This is a genomic window from Desulfovibrio sp. 3_1_syn3, assembly GCF_000145315.2.
Lineage (GTDB): Bacteria > Desulfobacterota > Desulfovibrionia > Desulfovibrionales > Desulfovibrionaceae > Desulfovibrio > Desulfovibrio fairfieldensis.
Map to the genome: position 1 here is coordinate 318,427 of NZ_ADDR02000001.1, position 25,601 is coordinate 344,027.

The 25,601-nt window shown below is 63.2% G+C and carries 24 protein-coding genes; 19 read left to right on the forward strand and 5 right to left on the reverse strand.

Annotated elements, in window-relative coordinates; genetic code table 11:
- Nucleotides 1-26: 26 nt before the first annotated feature.
- Complete coding sequence (locus HMPREF0326_RS01300; protein WP_008682167.1) at nt 27-848, reverse strand: putative metalloprotease CJM1_0395 family protein; 822 nt, start codon at nt 846-848, stop codon at nt 27-29.
- Between the two features lie 370 nt (nt 849-1,218).
- Nucleotides 1,219-2,274, reverse strand: coding sequence for a methyltransferase (locus HMPREF0326_RS01305; RefSeq protein WP_009302780.1), 1,056 nt, complete (start codon nt 2,272-2,274; stop codon nt 1,219-1,221).
- 78 nt (nt 2,275-2,352) lie between these two features.
- On the opposite strand from HMPREF0326_RS01305, the gene HMPREF0326_RS01310 reads away from it, so the two are divergent.
- The 12 genes from HMPREF0326_RS01310 (at nt 2,353) to HMPREF0326_RS16535 (ending at nt 14,511) form a co-directional block, all read left to right on the forward strand.
- Nucleotides 2,353-3,144, forward strand: coding sequence for an AzlC family ABC transporter permease (locus HMPREF0326_RS01310; protein WP_009302778.1), 792 nt, complete (start codon nt 2,353-2,355; stop codon nt 3,142-3,144).
- Nucleotides 3,141-3,485: an AzlD domain-containing protein gene (locus HMPREF0326_RS01315; protein ID WP_008682174.1), complete on the forward strand. Its 345-nt coding sequence runs from the start codon at nt 3,141-3,143 to the stop codon at nt 3,483-3,485. Before HMPREF0326_RS01310 ends, HMPREF0326_RS01315 begins: the two co-directional genes overlap by 4 nt.
- A complete protein-coding gene (locus HMPREF0326_RS01320; RefSeq protein ID WP_009302775.1) occupies nt 3,485-3,850 on the forward strand; it encodes a DUF4911 domain-containing protein in 366 nt (121 codons plus the stop codon). The genes HMPREF0326_RS01315 and HMPREF0326_RS01320 overlap by 1 nt, the downstream gene beginning before the upstream one ends.
- 158 nt (nt 3,851-4,008) lie before the next feature.
- On the forward strand, nt 4,009-4,725 hold the full coding sequence (gene pyrH / locus HMPREF0326_RS01325; RefSeq protein WP_008682178.1) for a UMP kinase: 717 nt from the start codon (nt 4,009-4,011) through the stop codon (nt 4,723-4,725).
- A gap of 108 nt (nt 4,726-4,833) precedes the next feature.
- Nucleotides 4,834-5,394 carry a ribosome recycling factor gene (frr, locus tag HMPREF0326_RS01330; protein WP_008682180.1) on the forward strand — a complete coding sequence of 187 codons (561 nt, stop codon included), beginning with the start codon at nt 4,834-4,836 and terminating at the stop codon, nt 5,392-5,394.
- Nucleotides 5,395-5,541: 147 nt separating this feature from the next.
- The gene (gene uppS / locus HMPREF0326_RS01335) at nt 5,542-6,264 is read left to right on the forward strand and encodes a polyprenyl diphosphate synthase (RefSeq protein ID WP_009302772.1); all 723 of its coding nucleotides are present in this window, start codon (nt 5,542-5,544) and stop codon (nt 6,262-6,264) included.
- Entirely contained in the window at nt 6,254-7,063 is an 810-nt protein-coding gene (locus tag HMPREF0326_RS01340) for a phosphatidate cytidylyltransferase (RefSeq protein WP_009302770.1), read from the forward strand. Before uppS ends, HMPREF0326_RS01340 begins: the two co-directional genes overlap by 11 nt.
- Nucleotides 7,064-7,277: 214 nt before the next feature.
- A complete protein-coding gene (dxr, locus tag HMPREF0326_RS01345) occupies nt 7,278-8,621 on the forward strand; it encodes a 1-deoxy-D-xylulose-5-phosphate reductoisomerase (protein WP_008682188.1) in 1,344 nt (447 codons plus the stop codon).
- Between the two features lie 114 nt (nt 8,622-8,735).
- Entirely contained in the window at nt 8,736-9,890 is a 1,155-nt protein-coding gene (rseP, locus tag HMPREF0326_RS01350; protein ID WP_008682189.1) for an RIP metalloprotease RseP, read from the forward strand.
- A 13-nt stretch (nt 9,891-9,903) separates the two neighbouring features.
- Nucleotides 9,904-10,716, forward strand: coding sequence for a tRNA (adenosine(37)-N6)-threonylcarbamoyltransferase complex dimerization subunit type 1 TsaB (tsaB, locus tag HMPREF0326_RS01355; RefSeq protein ID WP_020990136.1), 813 nt, complete (start codon nt 9,904-9,906; stop codon nt 10,714-10,716).
- A gap of 366 nt (nt 10,717-11,082) precedes the next feature.
- A complete protein-coding gene (locus HMPREF0326_RS15440) occupies nt 11,083-13,635 on the forward strand; it encodes an ATP-binding protein (protein ID WP_020990137.1) in 2,553 nt (850 codons plus the stop codon).
- A gap of 118 nt (nt 13,636-13,753) precedes the next feature.
- Nucleotides 13,754-14,511 (forward strand): IS5 family transposase gene (locus tag HMPREF0326_RS16535; protein WP_147568307.1). Its coding sequence is split into 2 segments (ribosomal slippage): nt 13,754-14,078 and nt 14,078-14,511, totalling 759 coding nucleotides; the frame shifts between segments, so codons are not numbered across the junction.
- Nucleotides 14,512-14,727: 216 nt separating this feature from the next.
- Here HMPREF0326_RS16535 and HMPREF0326_RS01375 read toward each other — a convergent pair.
- A complete protein-coding gene (locus tag HMPREF0326_RS01375; protein ID WP_020990139.1) occupies nt 14,728-15,600 on the reverse strand; it encodes a methylenetetrahydrofolate reductase in 873 nt (290 codons plus the stop codon).
- 246 nt (nt 15,601-15,846) lie between these two features.
- Here HMPREF0326_RS01375 and HMPREF0326_RS01380 point away from each other — a divergent pair, with 246 nt between their 5' ends.
- From HMPREF0326_RS01380 to HMPREF0326_RS01395, 4 genes are all read left to right on the forward strand, one after another.
- Nucleotides 15,847-17,121 carry a phosphodiester glycosidase family protein gene (locus HMPREF0326_RS01380; RefSeq protein ID WP_008682197.1) on the forward strand — a complete coding sequence of 425 codons (1,275 nt, stop codon included), beginning with the start codon at nt 15,847-15,849 and terminating at the stop codon, nt 17,119-17,121.
- A gap of 237 nt (nt 17,122-17,358) precedes the next feature.
- Entirely contained in the window at nt 17,359-17,739 is a 381-nt protein-coding gene (locus tag HMPREF0326_RS01385) for a desulfoferrodoxin (protein WP_008682199.1), read from the forward strand.
- Nucleotides 17,740-17,822: 83 nt separating this feature from the next.
- Nucleotides 17,823-17,960: a rubredoxin gene (locus tag HMPREF0326_RS01390; RefSeq protein WP_009302824.1), complete on the forward strand. Its 138-nt coding sequence runs from the start codon at nt 17,823-17,825 to the stop codon at nt 17,958-17,960.
- 114 nt (nt 17,961-18,074) lie between these two features.
- Nucleotides 18,075-19,283, forward strand: coding sequence for an FprA family A-type flavoprotein (locus tag HMPREF0326_RS01395; RefSeq protein WP_008682201.1), 1,209 nt, complete (start codon nt 18,075-18,077; stop codon nt 19,281-19,283).
- A 193-nt stretch (nt 19,284-19,476) separates the two neighbouring features.
- Here the strand turns inward: HMPREF0326_RS01395 and HMPREF0326_RS01400 are convergent, their stop codons facing one another.
- Together HMPREF0326_RS01400 and HMPREF0326_RS01405 are read right to left on the reverse strand one after the other, a co-directional pair.
- Nucleotides 19,477-19,995 (reverse strand): hypothetical protein, encoded by a 519-nt coding sequence (locus HMPREF0326_RS01400; RefSeq protein ID WP_008682202.1) that lies wholly within the window; start codon nt 19,993-19,995, stop codon nt 19,477-19,479.
- Between the two features lie 82 nt (nt 19,996-20,077).
- Nucleotides 20,078-21,226, reverse strand: a complete 1,149-nt coding sequence (locus HMPREF0326_RS01405) for a LarC family nickel insertion protein (RefSeq protein WP_020990140.1) — start codon at nt 21,224-21,226, stop codon at nt 20,078-20,080.
- Nucleotides 21,227-21,401: 175 nt separating this feature from the next.
- On the opposite strand from HMPREF0326_RS01405, the gene HMPREF0326_RS01410 reads away from it, so the two are divergent.
- The 3 genes from HMPREF0326_RS01410 to HMPREF0326_RS01420 all read left to right on the forward strand — a co-directional run bounded on the left by HMPREF0326_RS01410 (nt 21,402) and on the right by HMPREF0326_RS01420 (nt 25,598).
- Entirely contained in the window at nt 21,402-22,070 is a 669-nt protein-coding gene (locus HMPREF0326_RS01410; RefSeq protein ID WP_008682205.1) for a CBS and ACT domain-containing protein, read from the forward strand.
- 346 nt (nt 22,071-22,416) lie between these two features.
- Nucleotides 22,417-22,734 (forward strand): TusE/DsrC/DsvC family sulfur relay protein, encoded by a 318-nt coding sequence (locus HMPREF0326_RS01415; protein WP_008682206.1) that lies wholly within the window; start codon nt 22,417-22,419, stop codon nt 22,732-22,734.
- A gap of 425 nt (nt 22,735-23,159) precedes the next feature.
- The gene (locus HMPREF0326_RS01420) at nt 23,160-25,598 is read left to right on the forward strand and encodes a penicillin-binding protein 1A (protein WP_008682208.1); all 2,439 of its coding nucleotides are present in this window, start codon (nt 23,160-23,162) and stop codon (nt 25,596-25,598) included.
- The last annotated feature ends 3 nt before the right edge of the window (nt 25,599-25,601 follow it).

Sequence of the window (25,601 nt, forward strand, 5' to 3'; positions counted from 1 at the left end):
GCAAAAAGGCATAGTGCCCACAGGCCCTAGACTTGCAGGGAAATGCCCGTGCCGCCGGGGGCCAGGGCCGTGGGCATGACGCCGCGCATGGACATGTCGGCATAGGCTCCGGCGGCGCGACGGCGCGCGGCCGAATCAACCGGGTCCGTTCCCGCAAGGGCCGCCGCGCCGGTCAATGCGGTTGCTTGGGCGGCATCAGCGGAAACAGCGGCGTCCGAGGCGGAAGTCCGCCCGGCGGAAGCGGGCTCCACAACGGCCGAAACCAGGCCGGATGCAGCCGGGCCTTCGCCGTCGCCCTCTTCTTTCCGGGCATCCCGTGCGGCACGGGCTTCCTGAGCCGCGGTGCGCGCCGCCACCTGGCGGTCCTGGCCGGAAGGCTCGCCCGGGGCCAGGGCGGCTCGGCGCACCTGTTGTGCCTTTTCCCTGCTGGCTTCCGGATCGCCCGGCACAGACGAGGCGTCAATGGAAACATGGCCGCCGATGGCGTACTGCCGCCCGTCCGGCCCTTTCTGGTAGGTATAGCTGGCCCCGCCGTTCACATGCCCGCCGCCCGCCGCCATGTGCGCGCTCTCATGGGCGCGTACCTCGGCGTCACGCAGTTTCAGCTCGCGCAACTGCTGTTGGGCTTCGGGGCTCAGACTCAGGCTGTCCGCCAGATCCGGCAGGCCCGGCAGACCAGCCGGGCCGCTCTCTTGTCCGTCGTTCCGACCCGCCCGGCTTGCCGGGGCAAAGGGACTCCTCTCCCGGCCGCGTCCCCCCCCGCCCACGCCGTCAGGACCGGCGGCGGGAACCAACGGCGTCAACGGTCCCACAGGACGGGGACTGATGCTTTCCAGGGCTTCGGACATATCCTTGATCCTTAGAGCGGATTAACTCTAAATTGCTCTGACGAAACGACGGTCACGGTTCCAGGCCCTCGCACGGGCCTGGAAAACGACATTACGCTTCTCTTATCGGCGGCTCCGGCCCGGACTTTAGAGCAGTTGCGCATGAAATGTGTCAACTGCTCCCGGAGAGTGTCGCCATGAGATGGCTTTTTGTGTTATATTGAGGAAAAAGAACGTTTTTAGAGCTGCTGTCTTTATCCGTACGGCTCCTTTGTCGCCTACGGCTGAAGCAAGGCGAACTACGGGCGCAGGGAGCATATTCAAACCCGGCCTTCGCACGGAGTGAGCCTGACGCGGGCAGGGGACAAAAAGACCATTCACCAGTGCTTTCCTAAGGCCGCACGGCAGTAACCACGGCGGACATGGTTTCAGCGGGCACGGCCGGTTCCACCGTGATGAAACCGGCGGCTTCCAGATCCTCCCGCACTTCCCCAAAGGTATAAACCCTGCCGTCCGCGCAATGCACCAGCATGTTCAGGCCGAACAAGGCCCCGGCCGCCGGGCTGGTTCCGTCCGCGCTCATGATGAAATCGCGCACGGCCACCTTGCCGCCGGATTTCAGGGCCTGCAAGGCGTTACGGTACAGGGCGCGGCTTTGTTCCCGCCCGTGCTGGTGGATGATGGCGCTGATCCAGGCCAGGTCAAAACCCGACGGCAGGGCGTCGCTGTAGAAATCACCGGCCTGAAAATCCACCCGGCCTTCCAGGGGCGTGCCTGCAAAACGCTGTCGCGCCGCCTCAATGCCCACGGGGCGGTCGAATATCACGGCCGTCGCCGTGGGCAAACATTCCAGAAAAGCCTGGGTATAGGTGCCGGACGCGCCGCCCACGTCCAGAATCCGCGCCGGTCCTTCGCCGAAATGCAGCACCCCGGCCTCGTGCAGGGCCCTGATCATGGGGGCCGCCGTGCGCACGGCCAACGAGTTCATGCCCATGATAAAGGAACGGTCGTCCTCCTCTTCGCCGAGGATGCTGGGCCGCCGGGTTCGGGGTTTGCCGTCCCGCACCGTGCGCGCCAGCTCCGCCCAGCCCCGCTGGGCGTTGGCCATATGCCGCAGCATGGGCACATAGGAAAGGGGGTGGCGGCTGTCCAGCGCGTCCCGGTAGGCTTCGGCCACGGCATAGACCCCCAGGCCGCCCTGATCCGGATCAGCCGATGCGCCGCCCATGCTTTTGCACAGATAACCCATGCCCGCCAGGGCGTTCAGCAGCACCGCGGCGCCTCGCTCGTCCACGCCGCATTCCCGCGCCAGGTCCCCGGCGTTCATCCGGTTGCCGTTGCGCAGAATAACAGTGAAAAAATCCAGTTCAGCCGCCGCCGTCAGCGCGCAGGAGCGCTGGTAGCCCGTGGCGTCGCGCTGCAATACGGCAAAGGGGGTTCTGTCCATGCGAGGCCTCCTTGGCTTGCCAGACCGGGGCAAAAAGAGTAGCCCTTATTGCTTCCATTCTACGGTGAGGTTACGCCTATGTCGAGTCCTTCCACCGTCTCCCCTGTGGCGGAAGGCCTGCGGCGCGCCCTGCCCATCGTGCTGGGCTATGTGCCTGTGGGCTTCGCCTTCGGCGTGCTGGCGGTCAAAAACAATATTCCCCCGTCCCTGGCCGTGGCCATGGCCGTGCTGATGTTTTCCGGCTCCGGCCAGTTCGTCTTCGCCAGCCTCTGGGGCGCGGGCGCGGGCATCCTGTCGGTCATCGCGGCGGTGTTCATCGTCAATCTGCGCTATCTGCTGATGTCCGCCGCCGAATCCCCCTGGCTGGCACGCCTGCCGCGCTGGCAGCGTTTTCTGCTGGGCCTGGGCCTCACGGACGAAACGTTCGCCGTGCACATCACAGCCCTGCAACGCGGCTGGAAGCTCTCTCTCACCACGCTTTATCTCTGCAACAGCACCACCCATCTGGCCTGGGTGATCGGCTGCGCCGTGGGCGCTTTCTGCGGCGAACTGGTCAACGACGTGCGCCCCCTGGGCCTGGATTACGCCCTCACCGCCATGTTTCTGGCCCTGCTGGTGCCCCAGTGCGTGAGCCGCCTGCACGTGCTGGTGGCCCTGTTCACCACGGCCCTGTCCATCGCCCTCAAGGCCGCCGGCATGAGCCAGTGGAATGTGGCCGTGGCCACAATTCTCGGCGCGAGCCTGGGCGTGCTGCTGCTCTACGCCCGGCGCGGCCCCGGCCTGGAGAATCCGGGAGCGGAACAGAACGCCGGAACGCAAGCCGAACATTCGGACAAACCTTCGGCCCAACCTTCGGAGGTCCGGCCATGAACGCATGGATTGACGTCCACAGCGCGCTGCTGCTCTGTGTTCTGGGCAGCGTGCTGGTAACCCAGCTGCCCAAGGTGCTGCCCGTGACCTTTCTCAGGGGCGACTGCCTGCCCGCCCTGCTGCGGCACTGGCTGTCCTTCGTGCCCGTGGCGGTCATGGCCGCCCTGGTGGGGCCGGACGTTTTCTTCTACGAAGGGCGTTTCAACGCGGGCACGTCAAATCTCTTCCTGATGGTCTCCCTGCCCTCCCTGCTGGTGGCCTGGTGGGGCAAGAACTATTTTGTGACCATCGCCTTCGGCATCAGCCTGGTGATTCTGGCCCGCTGGCTGGGCTGGTACTGATGGACGCGGACCACCCCAATGATCCCGGCCCGGGCATGCCGCACCCGGCCCTGTACCGCATGGGCCGCGCGGGACGGCGCGCCGGACCTCCCCTGCCGCCGCCCCGCCGCAGCGGCCGCCTGCTGCTGCGCCTGACGCCGGAACACATCGCGCTTTTCCGCTTTCTGCTGGAATCCTACGACAATCTCGCTTATTTCACCGTGCTGGAGCGGCGTACCGCTCTGCTCAAGCTGGTCTTTTCGCCCCAGCGGGAACGCGCCGTCCGCCGCGCCCTGGCGGAAATGGCCCGGAGCCTGCCCTTTACGGCGGAGGACTGGCCCCTGCCCGATCTTTCCGTCCCGTCCGAGCCCGCCGACCGCGCCTGAACCGGCCCGGCCGCCGGACGCGGACCCGCGCAAAAAGGCTTTGAGCCGGACGCGTTTTCTGCTATGACATCTCCGTTACACGGCGGCGGCCCGGCGCGCCTTTGTTCCCTTTCCGACGGCAGGCGTATCCTTTCAAAAGCTTTTACCAAGGCGGAGCCATGCCCACACTCAAGTACAAGCGCGTGCTGCTCAAACTGAGCGGCGAAGCCCTGGCGGGCGAGCACAAAACCGGCATCGACCCTGAAACCGTGGCCGCCATCTGCGGCGAAATCGGTACCGTGCTCGACATGGGCGTGGAAATGGCTCTGGTCATCGGCGGCGGCAATATTTTTCGCGGACTCTCCGGCTCGGCCAAAGGCATGGAGCGTTCCTCGGCGGACTACATGGGCATGCTGGCCACGGTGCTCAACGCCCTGGCCGTGCAGGACATGCTGGAAAAACAGGGCTATCCCACCCGCGTGCTTTCGGCCATCACCATGCAGGAAGTCTGTGAGTCCTTTATCCGCCGCCGTGCCCTGCGCCACCTGGAAAAAGGCCGGGTGGTGATCTGCGCCGCAGGCACGGGCAACCCCTATTTCACCACCGACACCACGGCGGCCCTGCGCGGCATGGAACTGAAGTGCGACGCCATCATCAAGGCCACCAAGGTGGACGGCATTTATGACAAGGACCCGGCCAAGCACCCCGACGCCGTCAAGTTCGACAGCATCAGCTACGACGAGACGCTCTCGCGGCGTCTGGGCGTCATGGACGCCACGGCCTTTGCCCTGGTGCGCGACAATAACGTGCCCATCATCGTCTGCCGCATGTTCGGGGGCGACATCCGCCGTGCCGTGCTGGGCGAGGCCGTGGGCACCATCGTACGCGAGAATTGAGGAAGCCCGCGTGATGCGGGTTGTTACCTTTTGCCCATGCCGGGCAAGGGACAACAAGACCCAAACGAGGTTTCCCAAGCTTTTCATCCACGCAAGGAGTAGGAATTGATGGATATCGACAGCACCCTTCTGGACGCTGAGGACCGCATGGAAAAGGCCCTGGCCGCGCTGGACCGCGACTTCGCCAAACTGCGCACGGGCCGCGCCTCCACAGCCCTGGTGGACGGCATCAAGGCCGACTACTACGGCACGCCCACGCCCGTCAGCCAGATGGCCTCCGTGGCCGTGCCCGACAGCCGCACCCTGACCATCCAGCCCTGGGACAAGGGCGGCATCGCGGCGGTGGAAAAAGCCATTCTAAAGTCCGACCTGGGCCTTACCCCGGTCAACGACGGCAAGATCATCCGCATCGTCATTCCGCCGCTCACCGAGGAACGCCGCAAGGATCTCGTCAAAGTGGCCCGCAAGTACAGCGAGGAGGCCAAGGTGGCCGTGCGCAACGTGCGCCGCGACGCCAACGACGGCCTGAAGAAGCTGGAAAAGGACAAGGAAATCACCGAGGACGAGCTGAAAAAGGCCGTGGACGACGTTCAGAAGCTCACGGACAAGTTCGTGGGCGACGTGGATAAGAAGTGTGCGGGCAAGGAAAAGGAAATCATGGACATCTAGTAAGATTTGGATTTTTTTGCCGCTGGCGGCGTCAGGCTTCGCGGCGCGCCTCGGTCGTGTAGGCAGCTACACTCTACGTCGGCACGCCGTTCGTCTTTCTTGCCAGCGACGAAAAAATCTCAAATCTTACGGTGAAATAGGCCATTCATGACAGAAGAAGTTGAAAAACTGCCCGCGCATATCGCCATCATCATGGACGGCAACGGCCGCTGGGCCCAGGCGCGCGGGCTCCCGCGCTCGGCCGGGCACCGCGCCGGGGCCGAAGCCGTGCGCACCGTGGTCACCGAATGCCGTGGCCTGGGCATCCGTCACCTGACCCTCTACGCCTTTTCCAGCGAAAACTGGAACCGGCCCAAGTCCGAGATCAGCGCCCTGTTCAGCCTGTTGCTGGAATTTCTGCGCCGTGAGGTGCCGCTGATGGAGGAAAAGGGCATCGCCCTCAAGGTGCTGGGCGACCTGGAAGGCCTGCCCCTGCCGCAGCGCACGGCCCTGCGCCACGCCATGGGCCGCACCGAAGCCGGGCGGGAAATGACGCTCAACCTGGCGCTCAATTACGGCGGCCGGGCCGAACTGGTGCGCGCCGTGCGAGGCTTTCTGCGCGACAACGCGCGGCCCGAGGACGTTACCGAGGAGAGCCTGGCGCAAGGCCTCTACACCGCCGGTCAGCCCGATCCGGACCTGCTCATCCGCACCAGCGGCGAGCAGCGTCTGAGCAATTATCTGCTGTACCAGTGCGCCTACAGCGAACTGTATTTCACGCCCGTGCCCTGGCCCGACTTCGGCGCCGACCAGTTGCGCGAGGCGCTGGCCGTCTATGCCGGGCGTTCGCGCCGTTTCGGCAAAACACAGGAGCAAATTGATGTCCGTTGACCATGCCGTCGATATCCGCCGCATCATCACCGGCCTGGCTCTGGCCGCCGCGCTGCTGCTGGTGCTCTGGCTGCGGGGCTGGCCCCTGCTCTTTGTGATCCTGCTGGTTGCGGCGCTGGGCCTCTGGGAATTCTATTCGCTGTTCTGGGGCCCCACGGGCCGCATTCCCAGCCGGATCTGCGCCATCGCCCTGGGCTGGGGCATGCTCTGCCTGACCTGGCTGAACCGCCCGCAGGACGCCCTGGTCTGCCTGGGCGCGGGTTTTGTGCTGGCGGCCATGACCTTTCTGTTCCGCTGGGACGTGGTGGAGGAGGAAAACGCTTTCTCCGCCAGCGGCATTTTCATGGCCGGTCTGGCCTATGTGCCCCTGCTGCTGCTTCCGGCCACCTATCTTTCCACGGTCAAGCTGATCTTTGTGCTGGCCGCCGTGGCCGTGTCCGACACCGCCGCCTATTTCGTGGGCACGCGCTTCGGCCACCACAAGCTCTGGCCGCGCGTGAGCCCCAACAAAAGTTCCGAGGGCGCTGTGGGCAGCCTGGTGGCCTGCGTGATCTTCTGCGCCGTGTACGGTGAAATTTACGGCAAAGTGGGCTGGTTCTCCTTCGCCCTGCTGGGCGTGGCGGTCAATGCCTTTGCCCAGGTGGGCGATCTGTTTGAATCCGCGCTGAAGCGTTCCGTCCACGTCAAGGATTCCGGCTCCATCCTGCCCGGCCACGGCGGCATTCTGGACCGCGCGGACAGCTTCCTGTTTGCGATGCCGATGGTGGCGGTGGTGGATCAGTGGTTCTTTTTCTTCTGATGGAAGCACCCGGAAAACGCGTCTTTTGCCCCCTGGCCGCGTCACAAGTCCAGCGCGACCCAGGTCTGTATACCAAGAATACTATCCCTGGCCCGCGCTGGACTTGCTCCTTGCCAGGAAACAAAATTCATCGTTTTCCGGGCGCTTCCATTTTTTTGTTTTTTTCCGGACGCGGCAAAGCAACGGATACGACGGTATTGATGCGGACACTCTGATGGCAGAACTCTGGCCGGGCCAAGGCGGTCCGGCGATCGACTATATTTCGGGGCCGCCCTCCGAGCGCTGGCAGCGGGAACAACCGCGCGGCCTGGTGATTCTGGGCGCCACCGGCTCCATCGGGCGCAACGCCCTGGCCGTGGTGGAGGCCAAACCGGGCTTCTTCCGCGTGTGGGGTCTGGCCTGCGCCCGTAATGTGGAGCGCCTGGCGGCCCAGGCCCAACGCCACCGCCCGCCCTTCCTGGCCGTGCTGGACGAGGCCGCCGCCGAAAAACTCGCCGCCCTGCTTCCCGCCGGATACAGGCCGCGCGTTCTGGTAGGGCGCGAGGGCTATGCGCAACTGGCGGCCCTGCCCGAAGCCTCCACCGTGCTTTCGGCCCAGGTGGGCGCGGCCGGGCTGGCCGGGACCCTGGCGGCGGCCCTGGCGGGCAAGGTCGTCTGTCTGGCCAACAAGGAATCCCTGGTCCTGGCCGGTGGCCTGGTGCGCGACATCTGCGCCCGCACCGGCGCGGTCATCCTGCCCGTGGATTCAGAACACAACGCCATTTTTCAATGCCTGGCCGGGCGCGGCCAGGAGGTCGCCAACCTGGTGCTCACCGCTTCGGGCGGCCCCTTTCGCGGCAAAAGCGCGGCGGAACTGCGCCAGGTTACGGTGGAGCAAGCCCTGAAGCACCCCAACTGGCGGATGGGCGCAAAAATCAGCATTGATTCCGCCACCCTGATGAACAAAGGGCTGGAAGTGGCCGAGGCCTTCCATCTCTACGGCGTGCCCAGCGAACGCATCCGCGTGCTGGTGCATCCCCAGTCCGTGGTCCATTCCCTGGTGGAACTGGCCGACAATTCCATGCTGGCCCAGATGGGCCCGGCGGACATGCGCATGGCTATCGCCCACTGCCTGCTCTGGCCCCATTGCTCGCCCGTGGGCGTGCCGCCGCTGGACCTGGTGGCCGCCGGGCAGCTCTCCTTCCATGAGCCTGATCTGGAAGCCTTTCCCTGTCTCGGCCTGGCCCGCAAGGCCCTGGCCCGGCGGGGCGGGCTGTGCGTGGTGATGAACGCGGCCAACGAGGCCGCCGTGGAACTTTTTCTGCAAGGGAACTGCGGCTTTGTGGACATTCCCCGACTCATCGGCGCGGTTCTGGAGGCCCATGCGGCCACCGCGCCGGGACAGGGGCCGTTCTGTCCGCCCGTGACCACTCCGGCCGACGCGGCTGATCCCCTTGCTCTTGAACGTGAAGTACATACCTTGGTAGAACGCATAGAGCGCCTCGACCATCACAGCCGCGCGTTGGTCCGTGAACTGGCGCGTGACGTTAGAGCATTTCAAAAAGTTAATCTGCTCTAGACACACAAAACCCATAGGGTTTTGCGGCGGCGCAGCCGCCGAAAGCCGGCGAAAATTGAGAGCCCAACTATGCTCGAAGTTTTTGCAATCAGACAATAGATACGGAGAATCCGCGTGCTGATGACCATTATTGCCGTAATCATAGTTTTGGGCGGCCTGATCTTTTTCCACGAGCTGGGGCATTTCGCCGTGGCCCGTTGTCTGGGGATGGGCGTATCCACATTTTCCCTGGGCTTCGGCCCCAAAATTCTCAAACGCAAACTGGGCAAGACCGAATACGCCCTGTCCCTGGTGCCTCTGGGCGGTTATGTGGCCCTGGTGGGCGAAAGCAATGAATCCGAGATCCCGGAAGGCTTCAGCCCGAAAGAAAGTTTCGCCCTGCGCCCGGCCTGGCAGCGCCTGCTGGTGGTGATCGCCGGACCGGCAGCCAATATCCTGCTGGCTTGGCTGCTCTGCTGGATTCTGGCCTTCGGCTGGGGCACGCCCGTATTGCTGCCCGATGTGGGCGCGGTGGTTGAAAACAGCCCGGCGGCCAAGGCCGGTCTCAAAGCCGGCGACCGCATCCTGAGCATTGACGGCCAGGCCGTGGGGAGCTGGGACGCCATGTCCGCGGCCATCGCCCACAGCGACGGCAAACCCATGCAGCTGGAAGTGCTCCGGCCCGCTCCGGAGGCCGCCATGGAAACCGAACCCGCCGCCGACGGCACGCGGGGTCAGGGCGCCACGGTCGAGGGCACGACCCTGCACCTGGAAATGACGGCGGAACGCGCCGCGCGCAAGACCATTTTCGGCGAAAATGAAACCGCTTGGCTTATCGGCGTGCGCGCCGCCAACAGCGTGGATATGCGGCCGAAAGGCTTCTGGGAAGCGGCTTCGGCGGGCGCAACCGAAACCGGGCGTATGGTTTCCCTGACATGGCTGAGCTTTGTTAAGCTGGCCGAGCGGGTGGTGCCCCTGGACCAGGTGGGCGGGCCCATCATGATCGCCCAGATGGTGGGCAAACAGGTGCACGAGGGTCTGCCGGGCCTGCTGGCGCTCACGGCCCTTATCAGCATCAACCTGGGCATCTTGAACCTGCTGCCTATTCCCATCCTGGACGGCGGCCAGGTGGTCTTCTGCCTGCTGGAAATCATCTTCCGGCGACCCGTGAACCGCAAAGTGCAGGAATACGCCATGCGCGCGGGCCTGGCCCTGCTCATCGCCCTGATGCTGCTGGCCACCTTCAACGACGTCTGGCGTCTGATCAAGTCCGCCGGGGGCGCCGGTTAAACGGGAGGCCGCCATGAACGCGCATTCCACGGGCCTGGAGCTGATTCTCAACGCCGCCGAGGGCGTGTTGCAGATCGCGGTTACGGACAATGAGGCCCTGCTCTGCGCCCAGCAGTGGCACCGCTCCGAACGGGCCACGGAAATCCTGGCTCCGGCCCTGCGGGATATCTGCGCGGGCTTGGAGGTGCGTCTGGCGGACTTCCGGCGTATCGCCTGCGTGCGCGGCCCCGGCTCCTTCACCGGCATCCGCCTGATATTGACCACGGCGGCGGCCCTGCGCCGCACGGGGCGCGCCCAACTGGCCGGTCTGGACTATATGCAGGCTCTGGCCACCAGCGCGGTGCTCCGGCGCGGCCTGCTCTACGGCGCGCCGCTCTGGGTGCTGACCCATGCCCGCCGCAACCTGGTACACTGCCAGCCCTTTGTGGCCTACGGCCCGCAGATTCCGGCCCAGCCCCTGGAGTCCGTGGAACTGCTCGCCCCCGCCGAAGCCCTGCAACGCCTGGCCGCGCGGCCGGGGCATGTCTGCGGCAGCGGCCTGGCCCGCAACGCGGCGCTCTTCACCCCGCTCCGGACCGGCTCGGGCCCGGCCGGGGCCCCGGACGCGGTCCTGATGCCGGACCTGACCAGCCCGGACATAGCTGCCCTCTGCCTGCTGGCCCGGCACGGGGATTACTTCCCCCAGGATCTGGAGCCGCTTTACGTGCGCCCCTGCGACGCCGTGGAAAACCTGCCCCACTTGGCCGGACGCCAGGGCCTGGATGCCGACGAGGCCGTCAGCGCCCTGGACAATATGCTTGCGCGTACGCCCGAAAGCGAAATCTGATCTCCGGCCTGCCACCGCAGCGCCCGTGCTTCCATTCTCCGGCACGTCCGACTCCCGCCGACGCGCGTCTCGTATATCGTTTTTTCCGCGCCGTCGTGGGGCCCACGGCGGCTCCTGTTTTCACATAACCTACAAAAATAACAAAATATTTTTTTATTTACACAAAAGGACATTGTCCGTCACGGCTCTTTGGGATACACATAGTCTTCTCCTGTCCACGGGTGATATCTCTTCCAGAGAAGCCGCTGTCCGCTTCCCGCCATGCGGGCCGGGGGGTCGTTTAACCGCGGCCTGTTTCCGGTCCGCGCACCGGAGCATGTATACGGCGTGTCAATGCGCGCGCCGCCACGCCCGAAAGGACAGCCGATGTTTCTGAAAAAATATCCGCTCCACGGGGTCGCCCTCTGCAATGCATGCATCGGCCTGCTGCTGTTTGTGATTGTCATAGCTCTGCTGAACGCCATCAATCAGGCCATGTGGAGGGCCACGGAAAGCACCATCCGCAGCCTGACCCAGGCCAGCGGGGAAGCCATTGCCAACGCCGTCCGCCGCGACGTCCAGAGTCTTGAGTCCTTCAAGGAGAGCCTGCTGGGGGCGGACGCCGTGACGCCTGTCGCGGCCATCGGCCTGATGCAGCGCTACGTGGCCACCAGTCCCTTCAGTCAGGTCGCGGTGGTGAATGAACAGGGCAGGGGATATTTTGCCGACGGCGATCCGGTGGACGTCAACAATGGCGAAGAATGGCATAATTTCGTCAAGGACGCCTCTGTCTCGCGCACCTATCTGAACGCCCAGGGACAGCGCCAAGTCACCATGCGGCGACCGCTTATCGTCAACGGACGGCACAGGGGCGCCGTCTACGGCAGCCTGTCCCTCGAAACATATGCCCAGCCCAGCGCCATGGACTTTTTTGACGGCCAGGGCTTATCCTTTATGGTTTCGGCCTGGACCGGCGAATATCTGATCGCCTCGCCGGACGCGCTGAAACAGGGGAACAAAACCGATTTTTACGCCGCCCTGGCCGCGTCGCCGGAAAACAAGCCGGAACGGATCGCCGCGCTGCGCCGGGCCATGAACGAGGGCAAGAGCGGCAGTGTGGTTATGAACGTTCAGGGCCGCCAGACCTATCTGTATTACACGCCCATCTTTCCCACGAACAACTGGGACATGGTTTCCATGGTCCCGGTGGACGCCATGCACCAGGCCGCCAACTACGTCAACGCGCTGGTGGCCATCGTCTGCCTGCTCATTCTGGCCGGTCTGCTCGTCATGTTTTCCCTGACCCGCCGCCACCGCGCCATGGCCCTGAAAATCAAGGCGCGCCATTACCGCGACTTTCTGTTCCACACGCTTTCCGGCAGCACGGACAGCGTATTCCTGATCTACAACGCCTCCCGCCGGAGCATGGAATACGTTTTCGAAAATCTGGAGCGGGTGCTCGGCATTCCCATGCGGGCCTGTCTTGAAAATCCCGCCGCCCTTTTCAAACATTGCATCTTCAAGCCCGGCTCGCGCCTGCGCGAGGATTTTGAAGCGGCCTCCATCCGCGACGCCCGCAGCGAGGAATGCTACATCATCAATCCCGCCACCGGGGAAAAATGCTGGATCAAATTCTCCCTGGTCCCCAGAGACGACGCCGATGGTCAAACCTATTACGTTATTTCTCTCAGTGACATCACGGAAGAAAAGGCCGTGCGCCGTCTACTCAAGGATTCGCTGGCCGCCGCGAAACAGGCCAGTAAGGCCAAAAGCAGCTTTCTTTCAGCCATGTCGCACGACATCCGCACGCCCATGAACGCCATCATCGGCATGGCAACCATTGCCGAGCGGCACGCTGGCGACCCGGAGCGCGTGCGGGATTGCCTGGACAAGATTTCCGTGGCCTCCCGGCTGTTGCTGGGCATCATCAACGAAGTGCTGGACATGTCCAAGATTGAGAGCGGCAAGTTGCTGCTGAGCAACGCGCCCTTTGATCTCAATGACCTGATCCGCGACACCCTGGATATGATCCGCCCTATGCTGGAAAGTCGCCAACACGAATTCCACCTGCACATGGACATTAGCCAGCCGGCGCTCCAAGGCGATACGCAACGCATCCAGCAAATTTTGCTCAATCTGCTTTCCAACGCCGCGAAGTACACGCCGGACAAGGGCCGTATCAGCCTTTCCATCAGCGAAAAAGCGACCCTCGCTCCACCCATGAGCCGGATCATCATTGTGGTCGAGGACAACGGCTTCGGCATGAGCCCGGAATTCCAGAAACGGATTTACGACTCTTTCGCGCGCTCCGACGACGAGCGGGTGCACCGCATTCAGGGCACGGGCCTGGGCATGCCCATTGTGCGCAATCTGGCGCGGATGATGCATGGCAGCATTACCATCGAAAGCGAGCTGAATCAGGGCAGCCGCTTTACGGTGGAACTGGCCCTCTGCCGCCAGCAGGACGGAGGCCGGTGGACAGCCGAACCCCCGAAAGAGGAGCCCGAACCGCCGCAACGCCTGGAGGCGGACCAGACTCTGCTCGCCATGCCGGACGATTTCAACGGCAAGCGTATTCTGCTGGTGGAGGACAATGAACTGAATATGGAAATCGCCCTGGAGTTGATCGGTTCCATGGGCGTGGCCATCGACTGCGCCGAAACCGGGCAGCAGGCCGTGGAGCGTTTCGCGGCCTCACCGGAAAGCTATTATGATCTGGTTTTCATGGATATCCAGATGCCGGTCATGGATGGACACGACGCCACCAGGGCCATCCGCGCCCTGAACCGGAAAGACGCCCGCCAAGTGCCCATCGTCGCCATGAGCGCCAATGCCTTTGCCGAGGACATCCAGGCTGCGGAAAACGCCGGGATGGACGGGCATTTGCCCAAGCCCATCGACCTGACCCTGCTGCGGGGCACGCTGCGCCGCTGGCTCTGAGGAAGGGAGTCCGACGTTGGGGCATGCACGCCGCCGCGTTGGAACATTGCAACCTTGCAGCGTCCTAGGGCCCGTTAACACTATTTGACAAAGAGCGAGTATTCCGTAAGAATGTCTTATGCAAATTACTCGCGAACAATATGAGAGAATCGCTGACTGCTTCCCGCGCCAAAGAGGTAATGTCCATTTTGACAATCTCCAGGTATTGAATGCGATTCTGTACGTTGCGGAGCATGGGTGTAAATGGCGTGGACTGCCGAAAAATTTTGGCTGTTGGCACAGCATCTACACGCGCATGAACCGCTGGAGCAAGAACGGAGTTCTTGACCGTATATTTGAACGCCTTCAACAAGAGCAGATACTCCGCCTTAAAATAGAAGCAGTTTCTCTCGACAGTACTATTGGTAAGGTTCATCCCGATGGAACAGGGGCCTTAAAAAAACAGGTCCGCAGTCCATCGGAAAGTCCAGAGGCGGCTGGACGACCAAGCTTCATATGGTTGCCGCGAATGCTGAATGCGCGTTGAATTTCAGCCTCACTCCCGGCAACGCCGGCGATGCCCCCGAGGGGCGCAGGCTGCTTGTCCAGTTGGGGCCGATGCCAGCGCCGTGCAGCTTGCTTATGGATGGCGCATATGAGGGTAATGAAACGACTCGCTTGGGACGTGAGTTGGGCTTCACTCCGGTGGTGCCGCCCAATCCCAACCGACTGAAACCGTGGGAGTATGACAAAGAGCTATACAAAAGACGTAATGAGGTAGAACGGCTTTTCAGGAGGCTCAAAGGCTTCCGCCGTGTTTTTACTCGCTTCGATAAGCTCGATGTCATGTTCCTGGCCTTTGTCGTCTTTGCGTTGATTGTTATAGCTCTGAAATAGTGTTAACAGGCCCTAGAGCATTTTGCGCTTGAAATTATCGCTTAACGGCGAAGTAAATTCGCCTTGCGATAATTTCGCGGTGCGGATTTTCATGGAAAATCCGCACCGCGCGTTGAGATATTTTCAATATCAAAACGCTCTAATGCCCAGAGGGCAGAATAAAACAACAGGCGGAAAATAGAATGCCCCTGGCGCAGCTTGCCCGCGCGCGCCGTGCTACATGCCGCCCACTTCCTCGGCGATCTGCAGGCAGAGATCACCCTTGTTCAGGGTATACAGGTGGATGCCCGGCGCGCCGCACTCCAGCAACTGACAGATCTGGCGCACGGCGAAATCCAGGCCCGCGTCGCGCACGGCCTCGGCCCCGCCCTTGCGGTGGGCTTCCTCCAGGCTGAGATAGAGCTTGCCCGGGATATTGGCCCCGCACAGCGAGAGCACCCGGCGCAGGGAATCGAAACTCTGAATGGGCAGAATTCCCGGCACCACCGGCACATTCAGCCCTTTGGCGCGCAGATCTTCCACCAGGGCTTCATACTCGCGCACGTCAAAAAAAAGCTGGCTCACGGCAAAGCCCGCCCCGGCGCGCAGTTTTTCCTCCGTGTACCGGCGGTCCAGGGCAAAGGAGCGGGATTCGGGGTGCGGCGCGGGATAGGCGGCCACGCCGATGCCCATGTCCGGTTCATGCTCGCGCGTGAAGGCCACCAGGTCGGCGGCATGCTGAAAATAACCCTGTTTCCAGTCCCAGGTGCCTGTTTTGGGCGGGTCGCCGCGCAGAGCCAGCACATTGTCCACACCGGCGGCGCGCAACTCCTTGAGGAAAGCCGCGATGTTCCCGGGTTCGGCCCCCACGCAGGTCAGATGGGCCATGGTGGTGAAACCGCGCCGGGCCAGCTCGGCCGTGACGGCCAGGGTGCTGTGCTGCCGCGCGCCCCCGGCGCCGTAGGTCACGGACACAAAGAGCGGATCAAGGGCGCGCAGCTGTTCCACTGTGGCGTAAAAGCCCGGCAGCTGGGCCTCGTCCGAAGGAGGAAAAAATTCCAGGGAGAAAAAAGGCGCTTTGGCGGCTTGAATCAGCGTGCCTATCTGCATGTTCCGCTCCTTGGCCGGGGCCTGGCGGGATGCCACGCCGCCCGCGGCGGCGCGCAACCCTTACGGGTTTGTGTGTCTTATTTTTCAAAGTAGACATCGGGCCCGCAGGCCGCTTGCGTGTCGTTGAGCAACTTAATTATGTGTATATCAAGATAAGCTGATATGTCAATGCCGCCCTCTGTTTCCCGTCTTCCCGCCGATGTGCTCCGTCTTGCCAAAGACCGGACTTGGTCGTAAGGGAAAACCATGTACGTGCCTTTACGGTCAAAGATAACCCGCTGTGATGACAGCGTTTCGGATCATTCCCCCCTGGTGCCGTGCCGCGCGCCACAGCACGCCCGCCCCCGCGCCCGGCTCTGGTTTGCGCCCGTGCGCGGCCTGACCCTGCTCTGCTGGCTGTTGTTCCTGTCCTCGTCCGTTCCGGCGGCTGGCCTTGCGGACAACGGGTCACCCGATTTCACAGCCGGTCAGGCCGCACTTCCGGAAGCTGCGGACAATGCGCCCGGCAACGGCGAAGCCGAAGCAGGCAACGGTGCAAACGGCAACATGCCTCCGCCCGCGCCGGTCCCCGGCCAACAGGGCGTGGACCGGGACGGCCGCCCGGCCTGGACGCAATTGGAACCCGGCCTGGCCTTCGGCGAATTTCAGCTCAACGACAGCGAAGCGCGGCTCACGGCCCTGCGCATTGACCCCGCCCGGTTCGACTTCATACTCTGCGCCAGCTCGCAGGACGGCCGCCCGGCCCGCGCCCTGAGCGACTGGGGCGAGCAATACGATCTTACGGCGGCCATCAACGCCAGCATGTATCTGCCCGACGGCAGCACCAGCACCGGCTACATGCGCCAGGGCGGACACGTCAACAACAAGCGTCTGGTCCAGCGCTTCGGGGCCTTTTTCGTAGCCCGGCCCGACAGCCCGAATCTGCCCCCGGCGGCCATCCTGGATCGTGACAGCCCCGACTGGCGGCAGCGCATCGACCACTACGGCCTGGTGGTCCAGAATTACCGGATGATTAATGCCGAACGGCGCATTCTCTGGGCTCCGGGCGGCCCTCTCTACTCCATTTCCGCCGTGGCCCAGGACGGCGACGGCCAAATTCTCTTCCTGCACTGCCGCGAACCCGTGGAGGCCTACGCCTTTGCCCAGCAGCTCCTGCACCTGCCGCTGGACGTGCGCACCGTCATGTATGTGGAAGGCGGGGCCCAAGCCGGCCTGCTGGTGCGTTCCGCCTCGCTCCGGCGTGAGCTGGCCGGACGCCACGCCGTCTCTTTTCTGGTGACCGGCAATCTCAAGGCCACTCTGCCCAACGTGCTGGGCGCGCGCCGCAAAGCAACCCCCACCACAACCGCCCCGGCGCCCGACACAAAGCCCGCTCAAACCGCCGACTCCCCCACAGCCCGGACTCCCGGCCAACCTCCTGCGGAAGCGGCCGCGGGACCGGATGAAAGCTCTCCCTCCCCGGCGCATGCTGATCCGGCGTCGGCCAACACGGTTCCGGCGCCTGAAGACGCCCACAAGTAAGAAATATTCTTATTACCCGTAAAAGGCCTTTACAAAAAACCGTTTTTAGCCCAAAATCTGTATCGGAATTTCGGTGAACGGCAGGTCGGCGCATCCGGCCCGGCCGCAACGCCGAAAGGCCTTCCAGCGGGTCCGGCCCGCCGGTGTGTTTGCAAATCCGCCCCGTTTGCGGGCCGGGCATCCGAGTCCCGAGAGGCCGATGCCTTCATAGTTTTTTATGACATAGTGAGGATTATTATGCCCAACCAGTTGGAAATTTATAAATGCACCCATTGCGGCAATATTGTTGAAGTTCTGCACGGCGGCGGCGCTGAACTTGTCTGCTGTGGCGAGCCCATGAAGCTCATGAAGGAAGGTTCCACCGACGGCGCGTTGGAGAAACACGTGCCGGTGATCGAAAAAGTGGACGGCGGCTACAAGGTCAAGGTGGGCAGCATGGCCCATCCCATGGAAGAAAAGCATTATATTGAGTGGATCGAGCTGCTGGCCGACGGCAGAAGCTACACCAAATTCCTCAAGCCCGGCGACGCGCCCGAAGCCTTCTTCGAAATCGACGCCGCCAAGGTGACCGCCCGTGAATACTGCAATCTGCACGGGCTGTGGAAGGCTGAGAACTAGAGCATTTCAAAATAAAATTGCTCTAATTTCGGCAAGCATAACCGCGCGGCCCGTGCGCGCGGATCGAAAAAAGGAGAATATCCATGCAGAAATACGTCTGTAGCGTTTGCGGCTATGAATATGACCCGGCGGAACATGACAACGTGCCTTTCGATCAGCTTCCCGACGACTGGGTCTGCCCGGTGTGCGGCGTGAGCAAGGACCAGTTCAATCCCGCCTAAGTTCTGATTGCGGTTTGTATTTCCGTCTTTCCCCGCCTTGCCGGTCCGCCGGCGGGGCGGGGCTTTTAATGACGGGGAATTTCCCTTCCACTTTGCACTTTCTGGAGAATTGACATGCAACCTGTTGAAATCAAAAAAGACATTTTCTGGGTGGGCTGCGTTGATTACGATCACCGCGACTTTCACGGCTATTCCCGCTCGCCGGACGGTTCCACCTACAACGCCTATCTGATCAAAGACCAGAAAAATGTGCTCATAGACACTGTGGCTCCCGGCTGCGCGGGCACGCTGCTCTGCCGTCTGGCCAAGACCCTGGCGCCCGAAAAAGTGGATTACATCGTCTGCAACCACATCGAACTGGACCATTCGGGCTCCCTGGCCGAAGTGGTGGAGCGGGTCAAGCCGGAAAAAATCTTCGTCTCCCAGGCCGGGCTCAAGTCCATGGCCGGGTATTTCGCGGGCAAGAACTGGCCCGTGCAGGCCGTGAAAAGCGGCGACATCCTGAACATCGGCAGCCGCAACATCGTCTTTCAGGAAACCCGCATGCTGCACTGGCCGGACAGCATGGTTTCCTACATTCCCGAGGAAAAACTGCTGATCAGCAACGACATCTTCGGCCAGAACATCGCCAGCAGCGCCCGTTTCGCGGACGATTTCGGGGACGACGGCGAATTCGTGAAGCGGATCAAGGAATATTTCTACAACATCATACTGCCCTATTCCCCCATGGTGCTCAAAACCCTGCCCGTGGTGGAAAAGCTGGACATCGACATGATCGCTCCGGACCACGGCCTGATCCACCGGGGCGAGAAGGCCGTGCGCTTCATCATCGACATGTACCGCAACCTGGCCGAGCAGAAGCCGCAGCAGCGCGCCCTGATTTTCTACGACACCATGTGGCAGTCCACGGAGCGCATGGCCTATGCCGCATGCAGCGGCCTGGAGGAAAACGGCGTGCCCACGCGGATCATGTCCGTGAAGCACAACCACCACAGCGCGGTGATGACCGAACTGGCCGACTGCGGAGCCGTGCTGGCCGGTTCGCCGACTCACAACAACACGGTGCTGCCTTTGGTGGCCGCGCAGCTCACCTATATGAAGGGGCTGCGGCCGCTCAACCGCGTGGGCGGCGCCTTCGGCTCCTACGGCTGGTCGGGCGAAGCGCCCAAATATCTCCAGGAACAGCTGGCCGCTATGAATATGGACATGCCCGCCGATCCCGTGAAGTGCAATTGGGCTCCGGACAAGGACGTATTCCGCGCCTGCCATGAGCTGGGCAAAACCGTGGCTGAGACTCTCAAGAAGAAGTGCCAGGAAGGCTAGGGACTGTTTCTAAATTAGGATTTTCGTTCTCTGCCAAGAAAGGCGAGCCTTGGGCGGACGTGTGAGCCGTACGGATAAAGCAAGCAACCGGCGACCTTGAACCCGGTGCGGAGAAATTAATGACGAAAAAGCGCGCTCCGTGCAAACGGGGCGCGCTTTTCACATTCAGATTCAAGAATCCGAGTTCGTTTTTTTACAGCGTGCGCATGTGGTCCGGACGGCGGTCGTCATGGCGGGGGCCGGGGCCGCGATGGTCGCGGCGGTCATAATCCCGCCGGTCGTCGCGACGCTTGTCATAGCGCCCGTCGCGGCGGTGGTCGCGATCGTCCCGGCGATGGTCGTAGCGGTCGCGGTCATGACGTCCGTCATAGCGGCGGTCGTCCCGACGATCATATTTACCGTCCCGGCGGTCGTATTTGCGGTCCTGCTTGTCCGCCTTGCGGTCTCCGCGCCGGTCGAACTGATCCTGCTTGCGGTCCTGGCGGCGTTCGAAATCCTCGCGTTTACGGTCTTGGCGACGTTCAAAATCTTCACGCTTGCGGCCATCGTCCCTGTCCGCCACGGTTTTGCCGGGCAGAGCATGACCGGCCACGACCGGGGTATTTTCCGTGTCGGCGACGGGCGCGGCATTGGCGCTCAGGCCTCCGGCCATCCACACGACGGCGGCCACGGCGCACAGGCTCAAGGGCCGCCCTACAGCGTACATTTTCATTGCTTACCTCCTAATAAAAGGCATGAATGCCTTACCCCGCTCATACGCTGAAGCCGAAGCGGAAGCAAGCCCGGCCCGCGCTTCAGGCCTTGAAACGCAGGGCGGGCGCGCCCACCCCCAGGCGGGCCGACGCCGATTTGACGGCCTCGGCCTCGGCGCGCACGTAGCGCCGCCCCTCCAGGATATAGGCCTTGGCTTCCAGGCGTTCACCCGCGTCGATCAGCTCCGCCGCCTCGCGCGGCAGCACCAGCCGCTCCAGGCATTGCCGCCGCAGGCCCAGGCTGTGGGTATGGCGCAGCACGCCCAGGCTTACGCCCTCCTCGTCCTCCGGGCGGCAGAGCACGCGCAGCAGGCCCGCGGGACGGTTTTTCTTGCCGATGCCGGGCAGCCAGAGCACATCCAGCACTTCGGGCGACGCGGCCAAGGCCGTGAGGGCCATGCCCAGCTCCTCGCCGCTGAGGTGGTCCAGATGGGTCTCCAGTTGCAGCACCTGTTCCCGGCCGCCCCGCGCGTGCGACACGGCTTCGGGCGCGGGCTCCGCCAGCCAGGCCCGCAGCCCCCCCGGGGCCGGACGCGAGCCGTAGCCCGTGCCCAGGGCGCGCAGCACGCCCTGCGGGCCGTCCGTAAATTCATCCACCAGCACATGGACCAGAGCCGCGCCCGTGGGCGTGACCAATTCCTCGCGCGCGTCCGTGGGCCGCACGGGCTTGCCGCGCATCAGCCAGGCAGCGGCGGGCGCGGGCAGCGGAATCAGCCCGTGGGCGCATTGCACCGTGCCGGAAAACCAGGGCAGGGGCGAGGCCGTAACCCGGCGCACGCCCAGTTGCTCCAGGCCCCAGCAGGCCCCGGCGATGTCCACCAGGGTGTCGATGGCCCCCACCTCATGAAAATGCACCTCTTCCGGCGGAATCTGATGCGCCTCGGCCTCGGCCAGGGTCAGGGCCTCCAGCACGGCCAAGGCCCGTTGCCGCGCCGCGCCGCCCATATCCAGGACGGCGAAGACGGCCGCGATGTCCGCCGGATGGCGCAGGGGCTGGACCTCGTCCCAGCTCACGTCCACCCGCCTGCCGGGGCCGCCGACGCGCGTCTCGGGCCAGGTCTCAATGCGGCAATTCACACCGGCGCGGGCCAGGGCCGACGCCAGAGGGGCAATATCCAGCCCCAGATGGACCAGGGCGGCCAGGGTCATGTCGCCGCTGATGCCGTTGCCGCAATCCAGATATAAATCCATGTCTCCACTCCCTCCGCCGAAAAAAGGCATACGGCCCGCGGGCGTCGCGCCGTGGCGGGCTTGTGCGGCAGCCCGCCCTTGGTGTATGGATAAAGCCGGGAACACGGTTCCCGGCGCACGGACCGGCCGCCCGCCACGCCCGCGCCAACGATTTCAACCGCCCAGGGGAGGAAGCATGCTCGTACAGAACTGGATGACCACCGAAGTGATTACCGTGACGCCCGAAACGTCCCTGCTCAAAATCGGCAAGCTGATGCGCGACAACAGCGTGCGCCGTCTGCCCGTGCTGGACGACAAGGGCCATGTGGTGGGCATCATTTCAGACCGCGATGTCCGGGACGCCTCGCCTTCCAAGGCCACTACCCTCGACATGTATGAGATGCATTACCTGCTGGCCGAACTCAAGGCCAAAGATATTATGACGCCCCGGCCCTTCACAGTCAAACCCACGGATACCGTGGAAAAAGCGGCCATGCTGATGCTGGACAACAAGTTCGGCGGCCTGCCCGTGGTGGAGGAAAGCGGACGCCTGGTGGGCATCATTTCGGACCAGGACGTATTCAAGGCCCTGGTGAGCATTACCGGCGTACGCGAGGGCGGCATCCAGCTGGGCATTGAAATCGCCAACCAGCCCGGAGCCATGAAGCCCGTCTTCGACCTGCTGCGCGCGCACGGGGCCCGGATACTCTCCGTGCTCTCGGCCAACAATCAGGAAGGCAACCGCAAGGTCTTCCTGCGTCTGCGCGAAATGGAAAACCGCGAAGCCGAGGAAGCGGTCATCGCCGACGTCAAGGAACATGCCCATCTGTTGTACTGGGCGCGCAACGAAGTGCATCTGGTTTAGGGGCTGTTTCACGTTGAAATGCTCTCGCGCCTTCACCATGCGCGGCGCGGCGCGAAACAACGGCGTTGTAAATAAGGGCTGGGCTTGATCCGGGCCGCGTCGCCATCTGGAATAGCTATTTGGAATATATAGCAAATTTTTCCGACAAATGTGCTGGGAGACGTGAAAAAAAGTGCGCGGGGCTTGCCATCGACACCGTTTTATGACATAAGGGCTCGTGTATTGCGATTGGGTTCTCAATCGCGCTTCCAAGCGGAATTCGGCCGGGGTCGGACATTCCGGCTGGCGTAGCGCCAGGGCATATCGTCCCGGCGAGTTGAGCAATATCTGTCCAAGGAGGACACGCATGGCTGAGATCACCTATAAAGGTAAAAGCTTTGAAGTTGACGAAGATGGTTTCCTGCTGCGTTTTGACGACTGGTGCCCCGAATGGATGGAATATGTGAAGGAATCCGAAGGCATCTCCGAGATCACCCCTGATCATCAGAAGATCCTCGACTTTCTGCAGGACTACTACAAAAAGAACGGCATCGCTCCCATGGTGCGCATTCTTTCCAAAAACACCGGCTACAAGCTGAAGGAAGTGTACGAACTCTTCCCCTCCGGCCCCGGCAAAGGCGCCTGCAAAATGGCCGGCCTGCCCAAGCCCACCGGTTGCGTGTAGTCCGAGCTTCAATTTTCGGAAAAAGCGGAAGGGATATCCCTTCCGCTTTTTTATTGTCCACGCTCCTTCGCCCGAGGCCTGCAACGAGCCCCCCGACGGCCAACGCCGGCTGCTTTGGGGCGTGCCGTTGCTCGCGGGCGCCCACATGGCCTTCATGGCCGTGTAGTTGCTGCGCAAGCCCGTGCCTAATTTGAAAAATCAGACACGGGGAAACAGGCCGCACTGCCCGCCCGGCTCAGCTCCCAAAGGATTTCCGGCAGAGAGCGGCCCTGCCTGACCGGTCCGTATTTTGCGGGAAACCGGCCGCGCGGCGGCTTTTTGACCAGCGCCCGCTTCGCCCGGAGCAGATGACCTTTGAAATGCTCTAACCCCGGATTTCCCCACCCGCCCTTTACGCCAAGGCAAAAAAACGGTACTGCCCTGCCATGAAGATCAGATTTTCCTGGAAAAAGCTCACCCTCTGGCTGGTGGGCATCTTTTTAGTCTGCGGTCTGGCGGGCGGCGGCGGCGCGGCCCTGCTCCTGTACTGGGCTTCCCGCGATCTGCCCAACATCACCCGCATCGCCGACTACAACCCGCCGCAGGCCACCACGGTGCTGGCCCGCGACGGTTCGGTGCTGGGCACCCTCTACCATGAAAAACGCTTCGTCATCGGCCTCAAGGACATGTCACGCTTTCTGCCCATGGCCTTCCTGGCCGCCGAGGACGACTCCTTCTACCGCCACATGGGCGTGGACCCGGTGGCCATCGCGCGCGCGGCCATCAATAACTTCCGCAAAGGCCGCGCGGGCGAGGGCGGCAGCACCATCACCCAGCAGCTCATCAAGCAACTGCTGCTGACCTCCGAGCGCAGCTACACGCGCAAGATGAAGGAAGCCATCCTGGCCTACCGCCTGGAAAAGGATCTCTCCAAGGACGAGATCCTGACCATCTACCTGAATCAGATCTACCTGGGCGAGCACGCCTACGGCGTGGAAGCCGCCGCGCGCACCTATTTCGGCAAGCACGCTTCGGACATCACCCTGGCCGAAAGCGCGGTCATCGCCGGTCTGCCCAAGGCCCCCAGCAGTTACAATCCCTTTCGCCATCCCGAGGCCGCCAAGGGCCGCCAGATGTACGTGCTGGGCCGCCTGCGCGACCTGAAATGGATCACCCCCCAAGAATACGAACAGGCCGCGGCCGAGCCCCTGGTCTACTGGAGCATGCCCGAAGGCCAGGGCGGGGCCGCCCTCTGGTACCTGGAGGAAGCCCGCCGTCTGCTCATCGAATTTTTCACCGAGCATAACCTCAAGGCCTTGGGAGTGGACACCCGCAAGTACGGCGAGGACTACGTCTATGAAGCGGGCCTTACCGTGCGCACGGCCATGGTGCCCGCCCAGCAGGCTGCCGCGGGCCATGCCCTGCGGCGCGGCCTGGAGGAACTGGACAAGCGCCAGGGCTGGCGCGGCCCCCTGGAACAGCTGGATGCCGAAAAGCAGCACGCCTTTCTGGAAGCCCGCTCCTTTACGCCCCTGGATCTGGCGGGCGAGTCCTGGGTCAAGGCCGTGGTCACCGCCGTGGACGCCAAGGAAGCCCGCGTGAACCTGGGCAAGGGCTATACCGGCGTCATCCCGGTGGCCAACATGTCCTGGGCGCGCAAGCCCAATCCCAAAGTGGCGGGCATCTACGCCCCGGCAATCAAGGACGCCAAGCTGGTGCTCAGCCCCGGCGACCTGATCTGGGTTTCCGCCGCGCCGCGCAAAACCACCATAACCAACGCCAAGGGCCGCAAGGAACAGCAGACCGTGCCCTTTGACGCCGCCGAGGTCAAAAAGAACGCGCCCGTTCCCCTGCTGTTACAGCAGGAACCGGCCGTACAGGGGGCTCTGGCCTCCCTGGAGCCGCAGAGCGGCGACGTGGTGGCCCTGATCGGCGGCTTCCAGTTCGGCGACAGCCATTTCAACCGCGCCACCCAGGCCCGCCGACAGCCCGGTTCCAGCTTCAAGCCCGTGGTTTATTCCACAGCCATGGATTTCGGATTCACGCCGTCTTCCATCGTGCTGGACGCGCCTTTCGTCTACGTGAACCCCTACACCAACGAGGTCTGGCGACCCTCCAACTACGAGCACAACTACAAGGGCGAGCTGCCCCTGCATCAGGCCCTGGCCCTGTCGCGCAATACCAGCACCGTGCGCGTGGCCCAGCAAGTGGGCATCGCCAATGTGATTCAGCGGGCCAAGGCTCTGGGCCTGGAGCCCAGCTTCCCGCAGGAGCTTTCCGTGAGCCTGGGCGCGGTGGCCGTGTCCCCGCTCAACCTGACCCAGGCCTACGCGGCCTTTGCCAACCAGGGCCTGGGCGTGCGCCCCCGGATCATCACCTCCATCACGGACGCCCAGGGCCGCGAACTTTACCGCCAGGACGAGGAACACTGGCAGGCCGTCAGCCCCCAGAACGCCTATATCATGGCGACGCTGCTCAAAAACGTGGTCAATGCCGGCACCGGCTCGCGCGCCAGGATCGAAGGCCGCTTCATCGCGGGCAAAACCGGCACCACCAATGACGAGCACGACGCATGGTTCGTGGGCTTCACGCCCTACCTGGTCACCGGCGTCTATGTGGGCTACGACCAGTTGCAGTCCCTGGGCCGCCTGGAACAGGGCGGCCGCACGGCCGCGCCCATCTTCCGCTATTACCGCAGTGTGGTGGAGGAGTTGTACGAACCCAAGGACTTCACCATGCCCGAGGGCATCGTCATGTCCGGCGGCTTCGCCTACCGGGCGGACATGCCCCTGCAGGGAGCTTCGGCCACGGACGCCGGCGCCCAGGACGGCACGGTGGTGGACACCTCCGAAGGCGGAGAAGACCTGATGCGTCAGATGTTCTGATAC

What these genes read in the sequence shown, in the direction of transcription:
- frr (WP_008682180.1), top strand. Translation starts at nt 4,834, where the DNA reads ATGGATATCGACAGCACCCTTCTGGACGCTGAGGACCGCATGGAAAAG.
- HMPREF0326_RS01405 (WP_020990140.1), bottom strand. Translation starts at nt 21,226, where the DNA reads ATGGATTTATATCTGGATTGCGGCAACGGCATCAGCGGCGACATGACC.
- dxr (WP_008682188.1), top strand. Translation starts at nt 7,278, where the DNA reads ATGGCAGAACTCTGGCCGGGCCAAGGCGGTCCGGCGATCGACTATATT.
- HMPREF0326_RS01380 (WP_008682197.1), top strand. Translation starts at nt 15,847, where the DNA reads ATGTACGTGCCTTTACGGTCAAAGATAACCCGCTGTGATGACAGCGTT.
- HMPREF0326_RS01415 (WP_008682206.1), top strand. Translation starts at nt 22,417, where the DNA reads ATGGCTGAGATCACCTATAAAGGTAAAAGCTTTGAAGTTGACGAAGAT.
- HMPREF0326_RS01305 (WP_009302780.1), bottom strand. Translation starts at nt 2,274, where the DNA reads ATGGACAGAACCCCCTTTGCCGTATTGCAGCGCGACGCCACGGGCTAC.
- HMPREF0326_RS01340 (WP_009302770.1), top strand. Translation starts at nt 6,254, where the DNA reads ATGTCCGTTGACCATGCCGTCGATATCCGCCGCATCATCACCGGCCTG.
- HMPREF0326_RS01400 (WP_008682202.1), bottom strand. Translation starts at nt 19,995, where the DNA reads ATGAAAATGTACGCTGTAGGGCGGCCCTTGAGCCTGTGCGCCGTGGCC.
- HMPREF0326_RS01420 (WP_008682208.1), top strand. Translation starts at nt 23,160, where the DNA reads ATGAAGATCAGATTTTCCTGGAAAAAGCTCACCCTCTGGCTGGTGGGC.
- HMPREF0326_RS01310 (WP_009302778.1), top strand. Translation starts at nt 2,353, where the DNA reads ATGTCGAGTCCTTCCACCGTCTCCCCTGTGGCGGAAGGCCTGCGGCGC.
- pyrH (WP_008682178.1), top strand. Translation starts at nt 4,009, where the DNA reads ATGCCCACACTCAAGTACAAGCGCGTGCTGCTCAAACTGAGCGGCGAA.
- tsaB (WP_020990136.1), top strand. Translation starts at nt 9,904, where the DNA reads ATGAACGCGCATTCCACGGGCCTGGAGCTGATTCTCAACGCCGCCGAG.
- uppS (WP_009302772.1), top strand. Translation starts at nt 5,542, where the DNA reads ATGACAGAAGAAGTTGAAAAACTGCCCGCGCATATCGCCATCATCATG.
- HMPREF0326_RS15440 (WP_020990137.1), top strand. Translation starts at nt 11,083, where the DNA reads ATGTTTCTGAAAAAATATCCGCTCCACGGGGTCGCCCTCTGCAATGCA.
- HMPREF0326_RS01390 (WP_009302824.1), top strand. Translation starts at nt 17,823, where the DNA reads ATGCAGAAATACGTCTGTAGCGTTTGCGGCTATGAATATGACCCGGCG.
- HMPREF0326_RS01300 (WP_008682167.1), bottom strand. Translation starts at nt 848, where the DNA reads ATGTCCGAAGCCCTGGAAAGCATCAGTCCCCGTCCTGTGGGACCGTTG.
- HMPREF0326_RS01385 (WP_008682199.1), top strand. Translation starts at nt 17,359, where the DNA reads ATGCCCAACCAGTTGGAAATTTATAAATGCACCCATTGCGGCAATATT.
- HMPREF0326_RS01410 (WP_008682205.1), top strand. Translation starts at nt 21,402, where the DNA reads ATGCTCGTACAGAACTGGATGACCACCGAAGTGATTACCGTGACGCCC.
- HMPREF0326_RS01320 (WP_009302775.1), top strand. Translation starts at nt 3,485, where the DNA reads ATGGACGCGGACCACCCCAATGATCCCGGCCCGGGCATGCCGCACCCG.
- HMPREF0326_RS01395 (WP_008682201.1), top strand. Translation starts at nt 18,075, where the DNA reads ATGCAACCTGTTGAAATCAAAAAAGACATTTTCTGGGTGGGCTGCGTT.
- HMPREF0326_RS01375 (WP_020990139.1), bottom strand. Translation starts at nt 15,600, where the DNA reads ATGCAGATAGGCACGCTGATTCAAGCCGCCAAAGCGCCTTTTTTCTCC.
- HMPREF0326_RS01315 (WP_008682174.1), top strand. Translation starts at nt 3,141, where the DNA reads ATGAACGCATGGATTGACGTCCACAGCGCGCTGCTGCTCTGTGTTCTG.